17 protein-coding genes are annotated in these 19,132 nt (G+C 69.4%); 8 read left to right on the top strand and 9 right to left on the bottom strand.

Annotation, left to right across the window (positions count from 1 at the left end):
* Positions 1-88: 88 nt before the first annotated feature.
* Both BKN51_RS27050 and BKN51_RS27055 read left to right on the top strand, forming a co-directional pair.
* Positions 89-742 (top strand): NAD(P)-dependent oxidoreductase, encoded by a 654-nt coding sequence (locus BKN51_RS27050; RefSeq protein ID WP_101610310.1) that lies wholly within the window; start codon positions 89-91, stop codon positions 740-742.
* 72 nt (positions 743-814) lie between these two features.
* Positions 815-2,038: a hypothetical protein gene (locus BKN51_RS27055; RefSeq protein ID WP_101610311.1), complete on the top strand. Its 1,224-nt coding sequence runs from the start codon at positions 815-817 to the stop codon at positions 2,036-2,038.
* A gap of 184 nt (positions 2,039-2,222) precedes the next feature.
* Here BKN51_RS27055 and BKN51_RS27060 read toward each other — a convergent pair whose 3' ends face one another.
* A complete protein-coding gene (locus tag BKN51_RS27060) occupies positions 2,223-3,143 on the bottom strand; it encodes a proteasome assembly chaperone family protein (protein ID WP_101610312.1) in 921 nt (306 codons plus the stop codon).
* A gap of 147 nt (positions 3,144-3,290) precedes the next feature.
* On the opposite strand from BKN51_RS27060, the gene BKN51_RS27065 reads away from it, so the two are divergent.
* Together BKN51_RS27065 and BKN51_RS27070 are read left to right on the top strand one after the other, a co-directional pair.
* Positions 3,291-3,803, top strand: a complete 513-nt coding sequence (locus tag BKN51_RS27065) for a PH domain-containing protein (RefSeq protein ID WP_101613481.1) — start codon at positions 3,291-3,293, stop codon at positions 3,801-3,803.
* Positions 3,800-5,323 (top strand): PH domain-containing protein, encoded by a 1,524-nt coding sequence (locus tag BKN51_RS27070; protein ID WP_101610313.1) that lies wholly within the window; start codon positions 3,800-3,802, stop codon positions 5,321-5,323. The genes BKN51_RS27065 and BKN51_RS27070 overlap by 4 nt, the downstream gene beginning before the upstream one ends.
* Here the strand turns inward: BKN51_RS27070 and BKN51_RS27075 are convergent.
* Positions 5,314-6,222, bottom strand: a complete 909-nt coding sequence (locus tag BKN51_RS27075; protein ID WP_101610314.1) for an SDR family oxidoreductase — start codon at positions 6,220-6,222, stop codon at positions 5,314-5,316. The two genes, BKN51_RS27070 and BKN51_RS27075, sit on opposite strands and share 10 nt — an antisense overlap.
* A gap of 112 nt (positions 6,223-6,334) precedes the next feature.
* Here BKN51_RS27075 and BKN51_RS27080 point away from each other — a divergent pair, with 112 nt between their 5' ends.
* The 3 genes from BKN51_RS27080 to BKN51_RS27090 all read left to right on the top strand — a co-directional run bounded on the left by BKN51_RS27080 (position 6,335) and on the right by BKN51_RS27090 (position 7,966).
* Positions 6,335-7,114 carry an IclR family transcriptional regulator gene (locus tag BKN51_RS27080; protein WP_101610315.1) on the top strand — a complete coding sequence of 260 codons (780 nt, stop codon included), beginning with the start codon at positions 6,335-6,337 and terminating at the stop codon, positions 7,112-7,114.
* A gap of 52 nt (positions 7,115-7,166) precedes the next feature.
* Entirely contained in the window at positions 7,167-7,661 is a 495-nt protein-coding gene (locus BKN51_RS27085; protein ID WP_101610316.1) for a GNAT family N-acetyltransferase, read from the top strand.
* Between the two features lie 110 nt (positions 7,662-7,771).
* A complete protein-coding gene (locus BKN51_RS27090) occupies positions 7,772-7,966 on the top strand; it encodes a hypothetical protein (protein ID WP_101610317.1) in 195 nt (64 codons plus the stop codon).
* A gap of 295 nt (positions 7,967-8,261) precedes the next feature.
* Here the strand turns inward: BKN51_RS27090 and BKN51_RS27095 are convergent, their stop codons facing one another.
* On the bottom strand, positions 8,262-8,699 hold the full coding sequence (locus tag BKN51_RS27095; RefSeq protein WP_101610318.1) for a PPOX class F420-dependent oxidoreductase: 438 nt from the start codon (positions 8,697-8,699) through the stop codon (positions 8,262-8,264).
* A gap of 26 nt (positions 8,700-8,725) precedes the next feature.
* Positions 8,726-9,997 (bottom strand): aminotransferase family protein, encoded by a 1,272-nt coding sequence (locus tag BKN51_RS27100; RefSeq protein WP_101613482.1) that lies wholly within the window; start codon positions 9,995-9,997, stop codon positions 8,726-8,728.
* Positions 9,998-10,213: 216 nt separating this feature from the next.
* Between BKN51_RS27100 and BKN51_RS27105 the strand changes: the two genes are divergently transcribed.
* The gene (locus BKN51_RS27105; RefSeq protein ID WP_101610319.1) at positions 10,214-12,163 is read left to right on the top strand and encodes an NPCBM/NEW2 domain-containing protein; all 1,950 of its coding nucleotides are present in this window, start codon (positions 10,214-10,216) and stop codon (positions 12,161-12,163) included.
* A gap of 72 nt (positions 12,164-12,235) precedes the next feature.
* Here BKN51_RS27105 and BKN51_RS27110 read toward each other — a convergent pair whose 3' ends face one another.
* Genes BKN51_RS27110 through BKN51_RS27130 form a run of 5 tightly spaced genes read right to left on the bottom strand, consistent with a single transcriptional unit; the run spans position 12,236 to position 19,118 of the window.
* Positions 12,236-12,928, bottom strand: coding sequence for a GntR family transcriptional regulator (locus BKN51_RS27110; RefSeq protein ID WP_101610320.1), 693 nt, complete (start codon positions 12,926-12,928; stop codon positions 12,236-12,238).
* 4 nt (positions 12,929-12,932) lie between these two features.
* Positions 12,933-13,718 (bottom strand): SDR family NAD(P)-dependent oxidoreductase, encoded by a 786-nt coding sequence (locus tag BKN51_RS27115; RefSeq protein ID WP_168214397.1) that lies wholly within the window; start codon positions 13,716-13,718, stop codon positions 12,933-12,935.
* 2 nt (positions 13,719-13,720) lie between these two features.
* Positions 13,721-15,433 (bottom strand): hydantoinase B/oxoprolinase family protein, encoded by a 1,713-nt coding sequence (locus BKN51_RS27120; protein WP_101610322.1) that lies wholly within the window; start codon positions 15,431-15,433, stop codon positions 13,721-13,723.
* Positions 15,430-17,490, bottom strand: a complete 2,061-nt coding sequence (locus tag BKN51_RS27125) for a hydantoinase/oxoprolinase family protein (RefSeq protein ID WP_101610323.1) — start codon at positions 17,488-17,490, stop codon at positions 15,430-15,432. Before BKN51_RS27125 ends, BKN51_RS27120 begins: the two co-directional genes overlap by 4 nt.
* Positions 17,487-19,118, bottom strand: a complete 1,632-nt coding sequence (locus BKN51_RS27130; protein ID WP_101610324.1) for a thiamine pyrophosphate-binding protein — start codon at positions 19,116-19,118, stop codon at positions 17,487-17,489. Before BKN51_RS27130 ends, BKN51_RS27125 begins: the two co-directional genes overlap by 4 nt.
* Positions 19,119-19,132: the final 14 nt, after the last annotated feature.

A 19,132-nucleotide genomic window follows, 5' to 3' on the forward strand; every position in this document is an offset into this window, starting at 1 on the left:
GCCGGTTTCGTTGCGGTAACCGAGGGGTCCGCTCCTACCATCGCGTTCGCCGCCGGTGATCAGGTACCGGCACGGGAAAAGGAGCGCGATGAGCAAGATCGTCATCTTCGGGGCAGGCGGACGTGGAGGACGCCGAGCCGTCGCCGAAGCCGTGAATCGCGGGCACCGGGTGACCGCCGCCGTCCGGGATCCCCGCCGTCACGCGGATCTCGCCGGTGACGCCGTCACCTTGATCGCCGCCGACGTCACGGTGTCCGACGACGTCGCGAAGGCGGCCGCCGGGCACGACGCCGCGATCAGTTCCATCTACCGCGCGGATCTCCCCGCGCGGGAGTACTACCCGGCCGCCGCGCACGCGCTGATCGACGGCCTCGGCCAGGCAGGTGTCACGAGGCTGGTCGTCGTCGGCGTCGGGTCGGCGTTGGAGATCGCGCCGGGCGTCGCGTTCCACGACCAGCCGGGCTGGCCGCCGGAACACCGCGAATTCTCACTCGGGCACACGGCGGAGCTGGAGGTCCTCCGTGCGTCCGGCGGCGCGCTGGACTGGGTGGTCGTCGCGCCACCGCCCGCGATCATCGACGAACACGCCGAGCGGACGGGCGAGTACCGCAGCGGGGACCACCGCGTATTGCCGCGCGCGGAAGACGCGGGGCCGTTCTCGTACGCGGATCTCGCGGTCGCGCTGGTCGACGAGATCGAACGGCCAGGGCATTCGAGGGAAATGGTCGCCATCGACCACTGACCGGGCAACCTTCCGCACGGGTGGTTCGTAAGGAGTTCACAGCACTCCCTGCGACAACTGGAAGGGTCCCAGATGCAAGGCGTAGCAAGACGATCCACGCTGACCGTGTCCGGTCTGGTCCTCGGCCTGTCCGGCCTGCTCACGAGTACGGCGTCGGCGAGCGAGGGCTGGCGGCTGGAACAACCGCTGGACAGCACGGTGAACCGGATCTACTACGGCGTCACGGCCACCGGCGTGAACGACGCCTGGACCGTCGGGAGCACCTGGACCGGCAGCGCCGAAGTCCCGGTCGCGGTCCGCTGGGACGGCACGAAGTGGGCCGACACCACCCCGGCCCCGATCACCGGCACCAGCGCCCGGTTCACCCAGGTCTCCGCCTCGGCACCGGACAACGTCTGGGCCGCCGGTGACCGCACGGTCGAGGTCGGCACGCGGCAGGTCGCGGATCCACGACGGCCGCGTCCCGCCCGCGTGGCGGCGACCGGCTCGTCGACGCTGGTCCAGCGATGGGACGGCAAGACCTGGACCGACATCGAACGCCCGAAGCCGCCGGCGGGCATGGAGGGCTTCACCAGCGACATCGCCGCTTTCTCGCCGAAATCGGTGTGGCTGGTCTCCTACGACTACGACTTCAAGACGAACAAGTCCGTGGACCATCTCGAACACTGGACCGGGAAGGCGTGGGAGCAGGTCGAGATCCCGCAGACCGGCGCCCGCCCGCTCCGGCCGTCCCGGGTCGGCGGCACCGGTGACGACGACCTGTGGGTCTCCGCGTCGTCGGTGGCGGCCGACGGGAAGGAGACCCCGTTCCTGCTGCACTGGAACGGCGCGGGCTGGCGGCAGATCGAGGTTCCCGTGCCGTCGGACTACCGCACCGGGTGGCTGGTCAACCACGTCGTCCCCGACGGCCGCGGCTCGGCCTACGTCGTCGGCAGGGTGAACGAATGGAACGCGACCGGCATCCCCGCGTTCGTCACCCGCTGGGACGGGCAGAAGTGGAGCTCCCTGCCGTCCGGCCCGTTCGACGAGATCAACGCGGCCGCGCTCGACGGCTCCGGGAAGCTGTGGACCGCGGGCTGGGTGCCCGGTGACGCCCACGTCCTGATGTCCGTGTGGAACGGGACCGAATGGCGGAAGGACGCGCTTCCGCCGGAGGTGGCCAAGACGGCCGACGGCAGTTCGATCCTCGGGTTCGCCGCCGTCCCCGGGACGCCGGGCGTGCTGACCTCCGGGGTCGGCAGCTCGGGCGGGCTGGAGAGCACTTGGGGCGTGCTCGCTTCACTCGACCTGCCCTGATCCGCCTCGTGAGTGGTAGGGACGGTTAGAACCGTCTTTACCACTCACGAGCAGGGCGAAGGTGAGGCATGGTAGCCGAGGGGGTCGCTCCGGTCTCGGAGCGCCAGAAGTCCGTGAAGGCCTCCTTGCCTACTTTGAGGGTAGGGAAGGAGGCCTTCACGGCGATTCGGGACAACCGAACCGCTCAGCGCTCCGGGGTGTCGCCACCGTTCTGCTCGGCGAGGAACCGCTCGAACTGGCTACCCAGCTCCTCCGCGGTCGGCATGTGCTCCACCGACTCCGCGAGCAGGCTTTCCTTGCTGGACGCCTCCATGAAGGTGTCGTACTGCTGCTCCAGCGCGCGCACGACGTCGGCGACCTTCTCCGACCCGGCGACCTGGCGCGCGATCTCGGCCTCCGCCTCCTGCGAGGCCTCCCGCAGATCGCCGTCCGGCAGGTTCAGCCCGGTCGACTCGGCGACGGCCTCCAGCAGGTGCAGCGCGGCGCTCGGGTACGTCGAGTCCGCCAGGTAGTGCGGCACGTGCGCGGCGAATCCGGACGCGTCGTGCCCCCACTCGCCGAAGCGGAACTCCAGCAGCCCGGCGACGCTGCCCGGCACCTGCATCCGGTTGGGCAGCGGCCGGTGTTCGCCGACCAGCTCGTCCCGCGTCGCGTGCGCTGTCACGCCCAGCGGGCGGGTGTGCGGCGCGCCCATCGGGATGCCGTGGAAACCGGTGGTGAGCCGGACGTCCCAGCGTTCGACCAGCGCCCGCACGGCCGCGCAGAACCGCTCCCAGTCGTGGTCCGGTTCCGGGCCCGTGAGCAGCAGGAACGGCACGCCGTCGGCGTCGTGCAGCAGGTGGACGACCAGTTCGGGGGCGTCGTAGGCCTCCCAGTGGTCGATGGAGTAGGTCATCGTCGGGCGGCGCGAGCGGTAGTCGATGAGGCGGTCGACGTCGAACCGCGCGATCACGCGGCGTTCGGGCGAGTTCAGGAGGTGCTCGGCGACGAGTTTGCCGGCCGACCCCGCGTCCATGAACCCGTCGAAGTAGTGCAGGAGCACGGCCCCGCCGAGGTCAGGGACGTCCGAGTCCACCTCGTACAGGTCTTCCGGGTCCAGCGCCACCAGATCCTCCAGGTTTCGTGCGTACAACCGTCTACGGGTGGCAACGCCCCGATAGGGGGCATCCATTCCGCCGATGGTGGCCGAGATCCTATCGGTCCGTGACAGGTGTCGTGGGCGGTCCGTGCCGGGGTGGTGCACGCTGAAGAGGTGACAGAAGAGACAGCACCGCCCGAGCGGCTCACCCTGCGCCCACCCGCCAACCGGGTCAGCCGTCGTGCCATCGGGTACTGGACGGTGTGGGCCGCGGCCGGCTGGGCGGTGCTCATCGGCGTGCAGGCGGTGTTCGTGCTCACGAGCGACGACCCGCCGACGTGGCTCACGGTCACGCTGACGATCTCGTGCGTGCTCGGCCCCCTGCATCTCCTGGTCATGCCGCAGTGGCGCTACCGGATCCACCGCTGGGAGGTCACCGGCGAGGCCGTGTACACCCAGGAAGGCTGGCTCAAACAGGACTGGCGGATCGCGCCGATCTCGCGGATCCAGACCGTCGACATCGAACGCGACCCGGTCGAGCAGTTGTTCAAACTGGCGAAGATCACCGTGACGACGGCGTCGGCCGCGGGTCCGGTCAAGATCGCCGGTCTCGACCACGCCGACGCGCTGGCACTCGCCGCGGAACTCACGAAGACCACGCAGGCCACCCCCGGTGACGCGACATGAGCACCGAGGCACCACCCGGCGCCGCCATCGATCAGTGGCACCGCCTCGACCGCCGCATGCTGCTGATCCGGCCGGTGCTCGACGTCGTCAAATCGCTGCCGGTGCTGATCGGGACGGTGCTCCTCGGCCAGGGCAACGGCTGGGAGTGGATCGGGCTGGGCGTCACCGCGCTGACCGTGCTCGTCGGCATCTCGCACGTGCTCACGTCGCGCTATCGCATCGCCGACGGACAGGTGGAATGGACCACCGGACTGTTGTTGCGCAAACATCGCGCGATCCCGCTCGACCGCGTCCGCACGGTCGACGTCACCTCGGAGCCGAAGCACCGCCTGTTCTCCCTCAGCGCCGTGCGCATCGGCACCGGACGGCATTCGGCCGTCCAGGGCGCGGGCAGCGACCAGCTCGTCCTCGACGCCGTCAGCGCGACCGAAGCACATCGGCTGCGCACGGTTCTCTTGCACCGCAAGGAAGTCGCCGCCGAAGCCGAGTCCGCGCCGCCGCCGGAGCAGATCGTGGCGGAGGTCGACCGGAAGTGGGTACGGTACGCGCCGTTCACGCTGTCCGGGCTCGCCGTGGTGGGCGCGGTGTTCGCCGCGGTCTGGCATTTCGCGCACCAGCTGAACATCGACCCGGAGAACGTCGGGCCGCTGCGGGACCTGATGGACGATCTGGCGAACACCGCCGTGTGGCTGATCGTCGTCGTCGCGGCGGTCGCCCTGCTGGTGCTCGTCTCGCTGCTTTCCGTCGGCGGCTACGTGCTGTCGTTCTGGAACTTCAAGCTCACCCGGGAGACGGAAGGCACCCTGCACGTCCGGCGCGGGCTGATCACCACACGTTCGGTGTCCATCGAAGAGGACCGGCTTCGCGGCGTCGAGGTGAAAGAGCCGCTGCCGCTGCGGATCGCGGGCGGGGCGCGGCTCACCGCGATCGCGGGCGGGCTGCGCGAGGGCAAAGGCGGGGACAAGGGCGGCGGTCTGCTGCTGCCGCCCGCGCCCGTCGGCCGGGTCCACGAGGTCGCGGCCGAGGTACTGCGGGAGAACTTCGACCCGGCCACCGTGCCGCTGAACCGGCATCCGCGGCGCGCGCTCACCAGGCGGCTCACCCGGGCCGTCGTCGGCGTGCTGATCCTGGCGGCGGCAATGTTCGGCCTGGCGTGGATCGATTTCCTGCCGGACTGGATGTGGCAGGTCGCGCTCGGGCTGCTGCCGTTCGCCGTGCTCGTCGGCTGGGACGGCTACCGCAACCTCGGCCACGCGATCGTCGGGCGGTATCTGGTCAGCCGCTCCGGTTCACTGGCGCGGGCGACGGTGGCGATCCGGCGCGAGGGACTCACCGGGATCGTCATCAGCCGCTCGTTCTTCCAGCGCCGCGGCGGGTTGATCACCGTGACCGCCCCGATCGCGGCGGGCCGGGGCGGCTATCAGGTGGTCGACGTCGGCGAATCGGCCGGGCTGGCGATGGCGGAGCAGGCCGCGCCCGGCCTGCTCACGCCGTTCCTGCGGCGGGAGGCTCAGCGGTAGCCGGTGACGTCCGCCGGTTTGCCCGGATCCTGGACCTCGACGAGATAACGCCAGCAGTCGGGGCGGCTGCCGTCGAGGTCGGTGAATCCGTAATCCTTCGCCAATTCGCCGCTGGACACCGATTTCCCGTTCCAGCGGGCGACTTCCGCGTCACCGGCCAGCGCCGCGACCGCCCTGCCGACGAACGCCGGGCTTTCAGAAATGGCGAAATGCGGCTGCACCTTCGTCGCGTCCCGCCAATTCTCTTCGGTGACCTGATAAGCGTCGAGCATCGCTTCCGAACGAAGCCAGCCCGGCGTGACCGCCACCGCGGTACCGCCATGCGGTTCCAATTCGTGGGCGAGGGCGAACGCCATCCGGTTCACCGCGGTCTTGGCGAGGTCGTAGAAGAACGAAACGCGGTAGTTCCCCGAGTTGTACGCGGTGGTCCCGTCGTTGACCTCGATGACCAGCGACCCCGGTTTCCTGATCATGAGCGGGAGCGCGAAATGGCTGGTGATGGCATGGGTGTCGATGGCGAGGCGCAGCGTCCGCAATCCGGTGTCCAAAGTGGACTCCCAGACCGTTTTGCCCCATTCGATGGGTGCGCCGTAGATGTCGTTGACCAGGACGTCCAGCGCTCCCTGCTCGGCGTCGATCCGTTCCACCAGCTCGCGGACCTCGTCGGCCTCCAAATGGTCTACGCCGATCGCGATGCCGCGCCCGCCCGCCTCGTCGACGAGTGCCGCGGTCTCCTCGATCGTCTCCGGGCGGTTCATTTCGGATCTCCGGGAACCGGTGCTGCGACCGGTCACGTAAACGGTCGCGCCCGCGGCCCCCAGCTGGACCGCTATTCCCCGCCCGGCTCCGCGGGTCGCCCCCGCGACCAACGCGATCTTGCCCGCCAATGGCTTTTCCATGGTCCGAACCTAGCAAGAAGTCCGTTTGTTCGTGGACCAAAGTCCCTGGTCCACAATTCACACAATGTGCTACTTTCTTGACTCTTTGTGATTGCCCCGGCGAGAGGTCGAGATGACGCCTGCCGCACGATCCCTGGACACCACCGCTCCCCCGAAACGCACCCCCGGCGCCAGCAGCTCACGCAAAGTCCTGCAGCTGCTGCTCTCCTTTTCCGAACGCCGCTGGGACGCGAGCGTCGCCGAACTCGCCGCGAGGATCGGCACCCCGGTCGCCACGACGTATCGCTATGTCGCACTGCTGAAGGAACTCCAGCTGCTGGAGGAGGGCAAGACCGGGCGCTATCACGTGACGAGCCAGGTGATGCCGCTCGCGCGGGCCGCGCAACTCGCCAACGACCTCGCCCGGCTGGCGCGCCCGGCGATGGAGGAGGCCGCTCGCGACCTCGGTGAGACGGTCCTGCTGTTCCAGCATTTCGGCGATTCCGCGGTCTGCGCGGACCGCGTCGAATGCGAACGCGCGATGCGCTTCACCTTCCAGCCGGGCCATTCCGTCCCGCTCGGCGCCGGCGCGTCGGGCAAGATGCTGCTCGCCATGCTGCCGGAAGGCGAACGGGAACGGCGGCTTTCGTCGATCGTCCAGCGTCGCGGGCCGACCGTGCGGGAAGAGGTCAAACGCGCGGGCATCAACCGGTATTCGGTCAGCTGGGGCGAACTGGACGACGGCGTCTGGTCGTGTTCGGTGCCGATCCCGAGCACCGGGCACCGGCCCGCGGTGCTGAGCCTCGCCGCCCCCGCGACCCGGATCAGCGACGACGCGAAACGGGCCGCCATCGTCGCGCTCCAGTCGTACGCGAGCAGGATCCACCGGGCCGTTTCGTCGTTTTCCCTCTGACGCGGCGGTAATTCGCGCGCGCCCGCCCCGGCGCCGGGGTAGAACTCGACCCGTGATCCGACCAGCCGTACCCGAAGACCTGCCCAGGCTCCAGGACATCGAGCGCGCCGCGGGCGAGCCGTTCCGCGCCCTCGACATGGCCGCGATCGCCGACGACGATCCGCCGTCGCTCGAGGACCTCGCGGCCTATCAGCGCGCGGGCCGCGCCTGGGTCTGCGACACCGGCGACGGCCCGATGGCGTACCTGCTCGCCGAGGTCGTCGACGGCTACGGCCACATCGAGCAGGTGTCCGTCCATCCGGACCACGCGCGACAGGGTCTCGGACGGCGGCTGATCGAGCACGCCGCGGAGTGGGCCTCGCGCGAGGGGCTCGCGGGACTCACGCTGACGACGTACGCCGAGGTGCCGTGGAACGCGCCGTACTACGCCCGGCTCGGCTTCGCGACGCTCGGCGAGGAAGACCTCACCGATGGCCTGCGAGCGATCCGGGAGCACGAAATCGCCCGTGGACTGGACGTGTGGCCGAGGGTGACCATGCGACGATGACCCGCGCGGGGGGTTCGGTTGGCCACGTCTATCGAACGTGTGTTCTACTGTCCGCGCCGGCCCCGGAGGGGGAAGCTCCGCGGGCCGGCACCGGAGCAGAGGAGACACGGATGGCGGTCAAGATCACCCATCTCACCAACGGCCAGCAGGTGCGCTTCGCCAACGCGGACGGCGCCCGCCGCTACGCCGAGATCATCGGCGGCGGGGTCGACAAATGGCGGTTCACCGTGGTCAGTGGGTATGAGCTCCCGGAAATGTCGGGACGGGTGGTCCATGTGCCGGTATGGCGGATGACCTCCAGGTGACACCCGGACCGTTCGCCTGGATCACCACCGCGGACAACGGGGGCGACGAACTCCGCCTCTGCTGAGGCGGGCCCTTCATGACCGAGCGCGAGCCCTCGTGCACGTCGCGAGGCGTGACATGAAGGGGACTTTCATGGCGAATTTCGCTATGAAAGTCCCCTTCATTGCGCTAGACGCAGTGAAGGGGCCTTCACGCGGCATCGTCGTGGCGGGTGAGCCTCCAGGGCTCGTGAGGGGACCTTCGAGGGACCCTGGGTCCCTCAAGGAGTCCTTCACGGACTTGCGCGGCCCCACCTCAGGCCTCCGGCAGGATCCCCCGCCGGAAGGGCTCGACCCCGACGACGTGCCGGACCCGGTCCGGCTCGACCAGGATCTTGACCCGCCGTTCCCCCGGAATCCGCCATTCGTAGTGATCGGTTCCGACGTACTTCTTCGCCAGCCGGTCCATGCAGCGGTCCGCCTCGTCACCCTCGACGAACTCGACGGCCCGGCCGTGGATCACGACCCGGTCGTAGGGATTCTCCGCGTCCACGCACGACAACGACACGCGCGGATCGCGGCGCAGGTTCTCTTCCTTCACCCGGCCGACGGCGGTGTTGAACACGATGTGGTCGCCTTCGACGTCGATCCACATGGGCGACACCTGGGGCGAACCGTCCCGGTTCACCGTGGCCAGATGCCAGAAGTTCGGCGCCGCGACCCGGTCACGGACCTGCTCGCTCAACTCGGCCATACGGCCCTCCCGGTGAAGTCGCGTGCCTAGACGAGCCGGTCCAGCGCACGTGGCAGAGCCGTGGTGAGCAGGTCCAGTTCGGCTTCCCCGGCGATCAGCGGCGGCGAGACCGCGATCCCCTTGGCCAGGTTCCGCACGAGGACGCCCTCCTCTCGCGCAGTCCTCTGCAACCGGTTCGGCGCGCCGGCGTCGGACGCGAGGAAGTCGGCTTTGAGCTCCACCGCGCCGAGGAACCCCAGCCCGGCCCGGACCTCCGCGACCAGCGGATGCGAAGCCAGCCCGGAAAGCGCGTCCGCCAGCGGCTTCTCCAGCTCCCGCCCGCGCGGGATGAGCCCGTCGCGCTCGTAGATGTCCAGCGTCGCGTTTCCCGCGGCGCAGGCGACCGGATGTCCCGCGTAGGTCGCACCGTGCCGCAGCACCGGCGCGCCCGGTTTCCCGGTGAAGAACGGCTCGGCCACCCGCGGCGCGACGATCAGCGCGCCCAGCGGGATCGTCCCGCCGGTGATGCCCTTCGCGGTGGTGATCATGTCGGGCTTCACGTCCCACCGGTCGATCCCGAACCAGGTCCCCAGCCGCCCGAACGCGGCGATCACACAGTCGGCGACGAACAGCACGCCGTGCTTGCGGCAGATCCCGGCGACCGCCTCGATGTACCCGTCCGGCGGCAGAAGGACACCGCCCGCGCCGATCACCGGTTCGCAGAAGAACGCCGCGACCCGCTCCGGCCCGACGCGCTGGATCTCCGCTTCGAGTGCTTCCGCGCTGTTGTAGGGCACGTGCGAGATGTCGCCCGGCAACGGCCCGAAGTTCGTGGCGTTGGCCGCGATGCCGCCGACGGCCGTGCCGAAGCCGTGCGTGCCGTGATATCCCTGCACCCGCCCGATGACGTGCACCTTCTCCGGGCGGCCGGTATGCGCGAAATGCGCCCGGGCGATCTTGACCGCGGTGTCGATGACATCGCCGCCGCCCGAACCGAAGAACACCTTCGAGCCCGGTTCCGGCGCCAGTGCGGAGACGCGCTCGGCGAGCCTCAGCGCGGGCTCGTTGGCGTTGTAGCCGAACAGGTTGTACGAATCGAGCGTCCGCAGCTGGTCCGCGACGGCCACCGCGATCTCCTCGCGTCCGTGGCCGAAGTTCGCGTACCAGAGCGACGCTGTCGCGTCGAAGTAGCGCTTCCCCTCGTCGTCCCAGACATAGGAACCCTCACCGCGGGCGATGACCAGCCGGTCGCCGTCGACCGCTCCCATGTCCGCGAAGGGATGCCACAGCGGATTGTGCGCGGATGCCGACGACACCATGATCTTCCTCCTCGAGTCCGTGCCCCCATCCTCGCCCGGATCCGGCCGCGACGCGAACACTCCATCGTGCACAGTTCGCGCCGCGGACCTGTCCGGTCTGTCGCCGCAACCTCCGGTGAATTTCCGACACCATCCCAACGGCTCTTGACCAGCGCTGGCCGATCCTGTTGTTTGATGAGTGAGTTTGTTCAAAGTTGAGCATTCTGGGAGGAACTTATGCGTCGTCTCGCTGGCGCGCTCGTCGCCGCCTGCACGCTCACCGCCCTCTGCGCCGTTCCGGTGGCGGCCGTCGAAAGCCCGCCACCGGTCACGACACCGCCGATGGGCTGGAACAGCTGGAACAAGTTCGGCTGCGACATCACCGAACAGCTGATCCGGGAAACCGCCGACGCGATGGTGACGTCGGGGATGAAGGCCGCCGGCTACCAGTACGTCAACCTCGACGACTGCTGGGCCGAGAAGAACCGCACCCCCGACGGGAAGTACGAACCGCATCGGACCCGGTTTCCCAGCGGCATCAAGGCGCTGGCCGACTACGTGCACGGCAAGGGCCTGAAGCTCGGCATCTACACCAGCGCCGGCACGGAAACCTGTGCGCGGACCATGCCGGGTTCACTCGATCACGAAGAGGTCGACGCGCGGACGTTCGCGGACTGGGGAGTCGACTACCTCAAATACGACAACTGCCACAACCAGGGCCGTCCCGCGCTGGAGCGTTACACGAAAATGGGCGAGGCACTGAAGAAGACCGGCCGCCCGATCGTCTACGCCCTCTGCGAATGGGGCGAGAACAAGCCCTGGGAATGGGGCAAGGGCGCGGGGGCACAGCTGTGGCGCACCACCGGCGACATCAGTGACACCTGGTCGAGCATGACGAACCTCCTCGACCAGCAGGTCGGCCTGGAAGGCTATGCCGGGCCCGGCGGCTGGAACGACCCGGACATGCTCGAAGTCGGCAACGGCGGGATGACCGACACGGAATATCGCTCCCACTTCGCACTCTGGTCGCTGCTCAACGCCCCGCTGCTGGCGGGCAACGACCTGCGTTCGATGTCCGGCGCGACCAAGAAGATCCTGCTGAACAAGGACCTACTCGCGGTCAACCAGGATTGGGGCGGCAAGCAGGGACGCAAGGTCCGCGACGACGGCGACACCGAGGTCTGGGCCAAACCGATGTCCGACGGCTCGAACGTCGTCGTCCTGTTCAATCGCGGCGGCGCGCCGTCGACCCTGTCCGCCACCGCCAAGGAGATCGGCGCCCCGGCCTCGTCCGGCTACCGGGTCCGGGACCTTTGGACCGGCGGTGAGACCGAGTCCGCCGGAATCCTGCGGGCGGGGCTGCCCGGCCACGGTTCCGCGGTCTTCCGGGTCTGGCCGTCGAGCCGTCCGAAGGCCGCTCCGCATACGACACTTTCCTTGCGGTCGCCCGAATACGCCGCCACCGACAAGCCGTTCACCACGACACTGCAGGTGTTCAACGACGGCAGGACGCCGCTGACCGAGGGCAGGGTGAAGCTCACCGTCGGCGCGGGCTGGAAGCCGGACGGCGGCACCGAAGTTCGGATTCCCGCTGTCGCACCGGGAAAGTCGTGGGAGCGCACCTGGACCGTGCACCCGTCGTCTCCCGCCGGTGACCACGTCGAGGTCTCCGGGCGGATCGACTATCGGACGTCATCGGGGGCGCGATCGTTGTCCACGACCGGCAGCGCTCCCCTCGTGAAACCCCCTGCCGCCGGGACGAACGCGCTCTCGAAGGCGGCGTTCATGACGGCGGACAACGGCTACGGACCGGTGGAGCGCGGGACCAGCAACGGCGAATCGAGTGCCGGTGACGGCCACAAGATGAGCATCGGCGGGGTGACCTACGACGACGGACTGGGCGTCCACGCGCCGTCCAAGGTCCGGCTCTACCTCGGCGGCGGCTGCGCGTCGTTCGCTTCGTCCGTCGGCGTCGACGACGAGAAGGCCGGGGGCAGTGTGGCGTTCGAGGTCCTCGGTGACGGCAAGCGGCTGGCGAACACCGGCGTGCTCAAGCGCGGTCAGGCGGCGCAGACGCTTTCCGTACCCTTGAGCGGGGTTCAGGTGCTCGATCTGGTCGTCACCGACGGCGGCGACGGGGTCGATTCCGATCACGCCGACTGGGCCGGTGCCGCTCTGAACTGCTGACGCGCGTGCTATGAAAGTCCCCTTCATTGCAAATTTTGCAATGAAGGGGACTTTCATTGCACCCCCCGAGGCTCAACCCCGCCGGTCATAAGCGGCCAGAAGCTGCTTCTCCGCATCCCGCAGGTACTTCTCCAGCGCCGTCTCCGCGGGCCCGAACCGCCCCCGCTCCAGATCCCGCAGGATCCGCTCGTGCCGCTCCAGGAACGGCTCGAAGAACGCGCGCGTGTTCTCAGCCAGCACGAAGAAGAGCCGCGTCTCCGCCAGCACTTGCCGCATCGTCGTACTGACCCGCTCGCTGCCGGCCAGATCACCGAGCGCCTGATGGAACGCGATGCTCGCGGTCCCGACGGCCTGCCAGTCGCCTTCGCCGGCCGCGGCACGGCCTTCGCGCACCGCGAGGGCGACGGCGGATAGATCCACAGTGGACAGTTCGGACGCGCGCCGCAGCGAGCCGCATTCGGTGACCCGCCGCATGACGTAGAGATCCGAGATGTCCTGCGCGGTCAGTTCCCGCACGAACACGCCGCGGTTGAGTTCGTGCACCGCCAGCCGTTCGTGCGCCAGCAGCTGGAACGACTCCCGCAGGGTGTTGCGCGAAACGCCCAGCGCGGCGCTGATCGACGGTTCGGAAAGCCTCGACCCCGGCGGGAAGACGCCTTCGGTGATGCGCTGGCGGAGGATCTCGGCGACCCGTTCCGCTGTCCCGCTTCGTTCGAGCAGTGGCCTGTCGCGGGCAAGTGTCTCCTCGGCATCCACGGTGGACACTGCGTTACCTGACGCCGAGTTCGAAGTCGAGACTGTACCGGTTGCCCGGCATGGCACCGGCGGCCTTGGCGCCGTCGATCGGGAGCGCGACCCCGTTGATGAACCTCGATTCGTCGCTCGCCAGGAAGACGACCGCCTTCGCGACCTCCCACGCCTCTCCGACCCGCCCGGCGGGCGTGCTCGCGGTCAATTGGTGTTGTTTCGCCTCGAAATCTTCCGGAGACGCGAGCGTGCCGCGCAGCATGTCGGTGTCGATCGCGCCCGGGTTGACCGTGTTCGCGCGGATCCCCTGGTGCGCGTGCGCGACGGCGATCGACTTCGTCAGGCCGACCAGCGCGTGCTTGGTCGCGTTGTACACCGGGTCGCCGGGGCGGCCCATCACGCCGCCGTTGGACGACGTCGTGATGATGCTGCCCGCCTTGCCCGCGATCATGTGCGGCAGCACCGCCCGGATGCCGAGGAAGGCGGCCCGCACGTTCAGCGCGAAGATGTTGTCGAATTCCGCCAGCGTGGTGTCGGACAGGGGCTTCCCGAGGTGGATGCCGACGTTGTTGAACAGCACGTCGATCCGGCCGGTTTCGGCCAGCACCCCGCGCACGAACTCGTCGACCTGTCCCTCGTCGGTGGCGTCCACAAGGGAGTGACCGGCGCCTTCGACGGCCTCGGCGGGCTCGCGGATGTCACTGGAGAACACGGTCGCCCCCTCGGCGACGAACTCCTTCACGGTGGCGAGACCGATGCCCCTCGCGCCGCCGAAGACCACCGCGACCTTGCCGGCCAGCCGACCCATGCTCATCTCTTCCCTCTCGACGAAACCGCTGTGTAGTCCTCCGGAAGCCGCACCAAAGCCCCCGGTTCCCCGTGATACGTCACCTCGACGCCGTACAGTTCGCGCGCCGCTTCCACCGAGACGTAACCATCGACGACGTCGGCGAGTACCGCCTCCGGCTCCCGTTCGCACGGGTCGCCGTATCCGCCGCCGCCGGGCAGGATCACGTCCACGACGTCGTCCGGCCGCAGGTTCACCCGGCTCTTCGACGGCAGGTCCGCGCCACCGGAAAGGGTGAACCGGCCGACGGCCCCCTCGTGTCCCGAGTCCACACCGGACGCCGGTCGGCGCACCCGGTCGATGTTCCCGTTGACACTCCAGGAAATCTCGCCACGCGCCGCCATCGACGTGCGCTGGCCGAGGCCGCCGCGCCGCCGTCCGGCGCCTCCGGAGTCCACTCGCAGCACTCGTTCGCGCTGGACCAGCGGCGCCATCGTCTCGATGACCTCCGTCGGCGTGGACCGCAGCCCGCTCGGGAATCCCGTCGTGCTGAGGCCGTCCTTTGTGGACCTCGCGCCGATCCCGCCGGTCTGGAAGACGTTGAGCATGAACTCGCCGCCCCCGGCGTCGGTCCCGCGCCAGATCGTCATCCACAGCGCGTCCGCGCTGTGCGCCAAAGTGTTGCCCGGCAACGCCTCGTGCAGCGCGGTGATCAGCAGTGACGGCAGGAAGTGCCCGATCAGATGCCGGGACGCGACCGGCGCGGGCGGCGCGCAGTTGAGCACCGAACCCTCGGGAGCGGTGACGTGCACCGGACGGAACGAGCCCGCGTTGTGCGGCACCTCGGGGGAAATGGCCGCCTTGACCGCGAACGAGGCGTACGCGCGGGTGTAGTTGAGGACGACGTTGATCCCGCGACGGCTCTGCGGCGACGATCCGCCGAAGTCGAGATGGATCTCGTCGCCGTCGATGGTCACGGCGACCTTGAGGACGACCTCTTCGTCGTCGAATCCGTCGGTCACCAGTTCGCTGGTGTACGTGCCGTCCGGCAGTTTCGCCAGCGCGTCCCGCAACGCCCGCTCGGAGCGGTTCATGATCTCGGCGGCGACGTCGTCGAGCGAGTCCAGCTCGAATTCTTCCAGCAGCCGCACCATACTGGCGGCGCCGACCTCGTTCCCGGTGACCTGGGCGTACAGATCGCCGAGGGTCTCCTCCGGGGTGCGGACGTTCGCGCGGATCAGCAGTTCGAGATCCGCGTTGACCTCGCCCGCGCGGAGGAACTTCATGATCGGCAGGCGCAGGCCCTCTTCGAAGACCTCGTTGGCCTCGGCCGAAACCAGCCGTCCGCCGATGTCCGGGGCATGGCAGCAGGAAGCGAACCACGCGACCAGCCGTCCCCGCAGGAACACCGGCGTGGCGACGGTGATGTCGTTGATCTGCCCCGCCGTCTGCCACGGGTCGTTGGTGAGCAGGACGTCGCCTGGCGCGAGGGTCTCCGGCGGGTACGCGGCGACGAAATGGTGCATCCCGGTCGCCATCGCGTTGATGTGGCCGGGGGTCCCGCCGACGGACTGGCCGATCATCTCGCCGCGCGAGTCGAACACCGCGCAGGCGAGATCGAGCGATTCCCGCACCACGGAGGAGAACGCGGTGTTGACGAGCGCGTTCTGCTGCTCCGCGAGGATCGAATGCAGCCGGTTTCCCAGCACTCCCACGAGGATCGGGTCGACGCTCATACCGTCACCACCAGGCTGGCGTCTTCGCCGACCACGCAGTGAGCGCCGGGCGGAACGACCACGGTGGACTCGCGCTCCTCGACGATGACCGGTCCCTCGACACGATCACCCGGCTTGAGCCGGTACCGGTCGAACACCGCCGTGTCGACAAATCCACCTTCGGCGGGAAAGTACGCCGGACGACTCCCCTTGCGCGCGTCGCCTTCGGCCACCACACCCGCGAGTTTCAAGGTGACCTCGGGTACCGGACCGCTGGAAACGACCCGCCAGTTGAGCACCTCGATCGCGACGTCCGGCCCGGTCCGCCGGTACAGCGTCCGATAGGTCCCGGTGAACGCGTCGACCAGCGACTCCGGCCAGTTCCCCGGTTCGACCGGCACGCGGATCTCGTAGCCCTGCCCGGAATACCGCATCTCGGCGATCCTGCGATGCGTCACCTTCGCACCGTCCACACCGGACTTCTCCAGCAGTTCCCCGCCCTCGGTCTCCATCTCGGCGAACAGCTCGTCGACCTGTTCCCATGAGAGATCGAGGACCGCCGAGCGCGCCGAGCGCACGAAGTCGAAGGCCAGCGGCGCGGTCAGGAATCCCGCCGCGCTCAGCACTCCGGCGGCGGGCGGGGCGACCACCTCGGGCGCGCCGAGCGCCCGCGCCACACCGACGCCGTGCACCGGCCCGGCGCCACCGAAAGTGAACATCGGCAGCTTCGCCGGATCCTTGCCGCGCTCGACGGCGTGGACGCGGGCGGCGTTGGCCATGTCCTCGTTGACGCTCGTGTGAATACCCCAGGCGGCCTCTTCGACACTGACGCCGAGCGGTCCGGCGATCTTCGAACGGATCGCCTCGCGCGCGCCCTCGGCGTCCAAAGTCATTCCGCCACCGAGGAAGTAGCCGGGATCCAGATAGCCGAGCACGAGGTCGGCGTCGGTCACGGTCGGTTCGGTGCCGCCTCGCCCGTAGCAGACCGGGCCGGGTTCGGACCCCGCCGAATCCGGGCCGACGGTCAGCAGGCCGAGTGCGTCGATGCGGGCGATCGAGCCGCCGCCGACCCCGATTTCGATCATGTCGGTGACCGGGACCTTGACCGGCAGCCCCGACCCCGGCAGCAGCCGGTACTTCCGGTCGACCTCGAACTCGTGCGTCACCAGCGGCGAGCCGCCGGAGATCATGCACAGTTTCGCCGTCGTGCCGCCCATGTCGAAGGCCAGCAGATCCTCGACACCGGCCGCGGAACCGATCGCGGACGCGGCCAGCGCCCCACCGGCCGGGCCGGATTCGAGGATGCGGATCGGATAGCGCGCGGCCGTGTCGACGGTCGCGATCCCGCCGTTGGACAGCATGATGTGCGGCGACGGCCGGACCCCGGCCGCGTGCAGGCGCCGTTCCAGATCACGCAGATAGCGTTCGGTGAGGTCCTGGACGTACACGTTCGCGACCGTGGTGGACGCGCGTTCGAACTCGCGGATCTCCGGGACGACCTCGCTGGACAACGCGACCCGCAGCCTCGGCGCGACGTCCTGGAGTATCTCGGCGGCCCGCCGTTCGTGCGCGGGATTCGTGAAGGCGTGCAGGAAACAGATCGCGACCGCGTCGATCCCGCGGGCGTCGAGCTCGCGGCCGAGGCGGGCGACGTACTCCTCGTCCAGTCCTGTGTGGACGGTTCCGTCGGCGAGGATCCGCTCGGGGACGTCGAACCGCAGGTGTCGCGGGACCAGCGGGTCGGGGAGCTCGATGAGCAGGTCGTACAGTTCGTACCGATGTTCGCGCCGCATCTCCAGCACGTCACGGAAACCGGCGGTCGCCAGCAGCGCGGTCCGCGATCCCTTGCGTTCGATCAGCGCGTTCGTGACCAGCGTGGTGCCGTGCACGAACTGCTCGACGTCGGCCGCCTCCAGCCCCGCGTCGGCGAGTGTCCTCCTCAGACCTTCCTCGACGGCACGAGCGGGCTCGTCGTGCGTCGTCAGGACCTTGCCGACGGCGACGACACCGGTTTCGTCGAGCACGCAGAGATCGGTGAACGTGCCGCCGATGTCCACGCCGACGCGAAGCCCGGTCACGAAGAACCCTTGCGATACCAACGCGGAGACGTGTTGAGCGGCGGCGCCATCTTCGCGCGGACGACCAGCACGTTCGGCTCGTCGGACTCGACGAACTCGCCGAGCAACCGGCGGAACGCGCGCCCGAACCCGGAGACGCGGTCCGCGTGCACCCCGAAGGACCGGGCGAGACCGACGAAATCGGGGCTGTCCCAGTCGACGCCCCGGCGCGGCAGGCCCGCACGATCCTGATCGTAGCGGAGCATTCCGTACCCGCCGTCGTCGACGATGATCACCGTGACCGGCAACTGTTCCTGCGCCAGCGTGGCGAGATCACCGCAGCCGAACAGGAATCCGCCGTCACCGCTGACGCAGATCGCGCGGCCGGTGCCCGCGGCACCGGCGCCGAGCGCGGCGGGGAAGCCGTAGCCGAGGGTGCCCCAGCCCATCGGATACGCGAGCTTGCGCGGGGCGCGGACGCGGTGGAACCCGCCGATCCAGTACCCGGCGACGCACATGTCCGCGACCACGACGGCGTCCTGCGGCAGCACTTCGTCCAAAGTGGACAGAAGGTCCGCGGCCTGCGGCTCTTCTTCCTTGATCCGCCGCCGGACCCGGGCGGAGACCTTGGCTAGCCTGCCGACGAGCGCCGCGATACCCGGCCGTTCCTCGACTTTCAGCGCCTCGGTGAGCACCCGGGCGTCGCCGACCAGCGTGATGTCCGGCTGGTAGTTCTTGGCCGCGTCGTCCGGGTCGACGTTGATCGCGATGAGCTTCTTCGGCTGCGGCATCAGCCAGTTCTGCGTCATCAGCCCGTCGAAGTCGGTGCCGATGGCGAGGACGACGTCGGCCTCGTCCCACAGCGCGCCGACCTCGGGCGCGTGCACCGGGTTCGGGGCGAGACAGGGGTGGTCGACCGACAGGAGCCCGCGAGCGCCGAAGGTGGTGAGCACCGGAGCGGCCAGCCGCTCGGCGAGTTTGCCGATCGCCTCACCGGCCCCGGCGCGCAGCGCGCCGCCTCCCGCCCAGATCAGCGGCCGGGCGGCGGTGGCCAACAGGGCCTCGGCCTCGGAGAGATCCGGGATCTCGGACGGCCGGGCGTGCGACCTCGGCGGACGGCGGGCGGGCGTCCGCTCGGACAGGAAGTCGGTGGGGATGCCGAGGTAGACCGGCCCGCTCTGCGGCTGGAGCGCGAGGCGGGCCGCGCGGTGCAGGGTGGCGGCGACCTGGTCGGCGCTCGTGACGGTGAACCCGGCCTTGGTGACCGGCGCGAACATCGCCTGCTGATCCGACGTCTCGTGCAGCACGCCGCGGACCACGCCGGGCCGCCGCAGCGTGGACGGGATGTCGGTCGCGATGACGAGCATCGGCGCGGCCGACGCCATGGCCTCGCCGACGGCGGCGAGCGTGTTCGCCGCGCCGGGTCCCGTGGTCACCATGGCGACGCCCAGTTTCCCGGTCGCGCGGGCGTATCCGTCGGCCGCGTACCCGGCCGTCTGCTCGTGCCGGACCCCGATGAGCCGGATGTCCGAATCGGCCAGCGCCTCCCATAACGGCAGGTTGTGCACCCCGGGGAGACCGAAGACGACTTCGGTCCCCAGAGCGGTCAGCGCGTCGGCGAGATGCTGGGCTCCGGTGGGTGCAGGCACCCCGCCGATAGTGC

Source organism: Amycolatopsis sp. BJA-103, from assembly GCF_002849735.1.
Lineage (GTDB): Bacteria > Actinomycetota > Actinomycetes > Mycobacteriales > Pseudonocardiaceae > Amycolatopsis.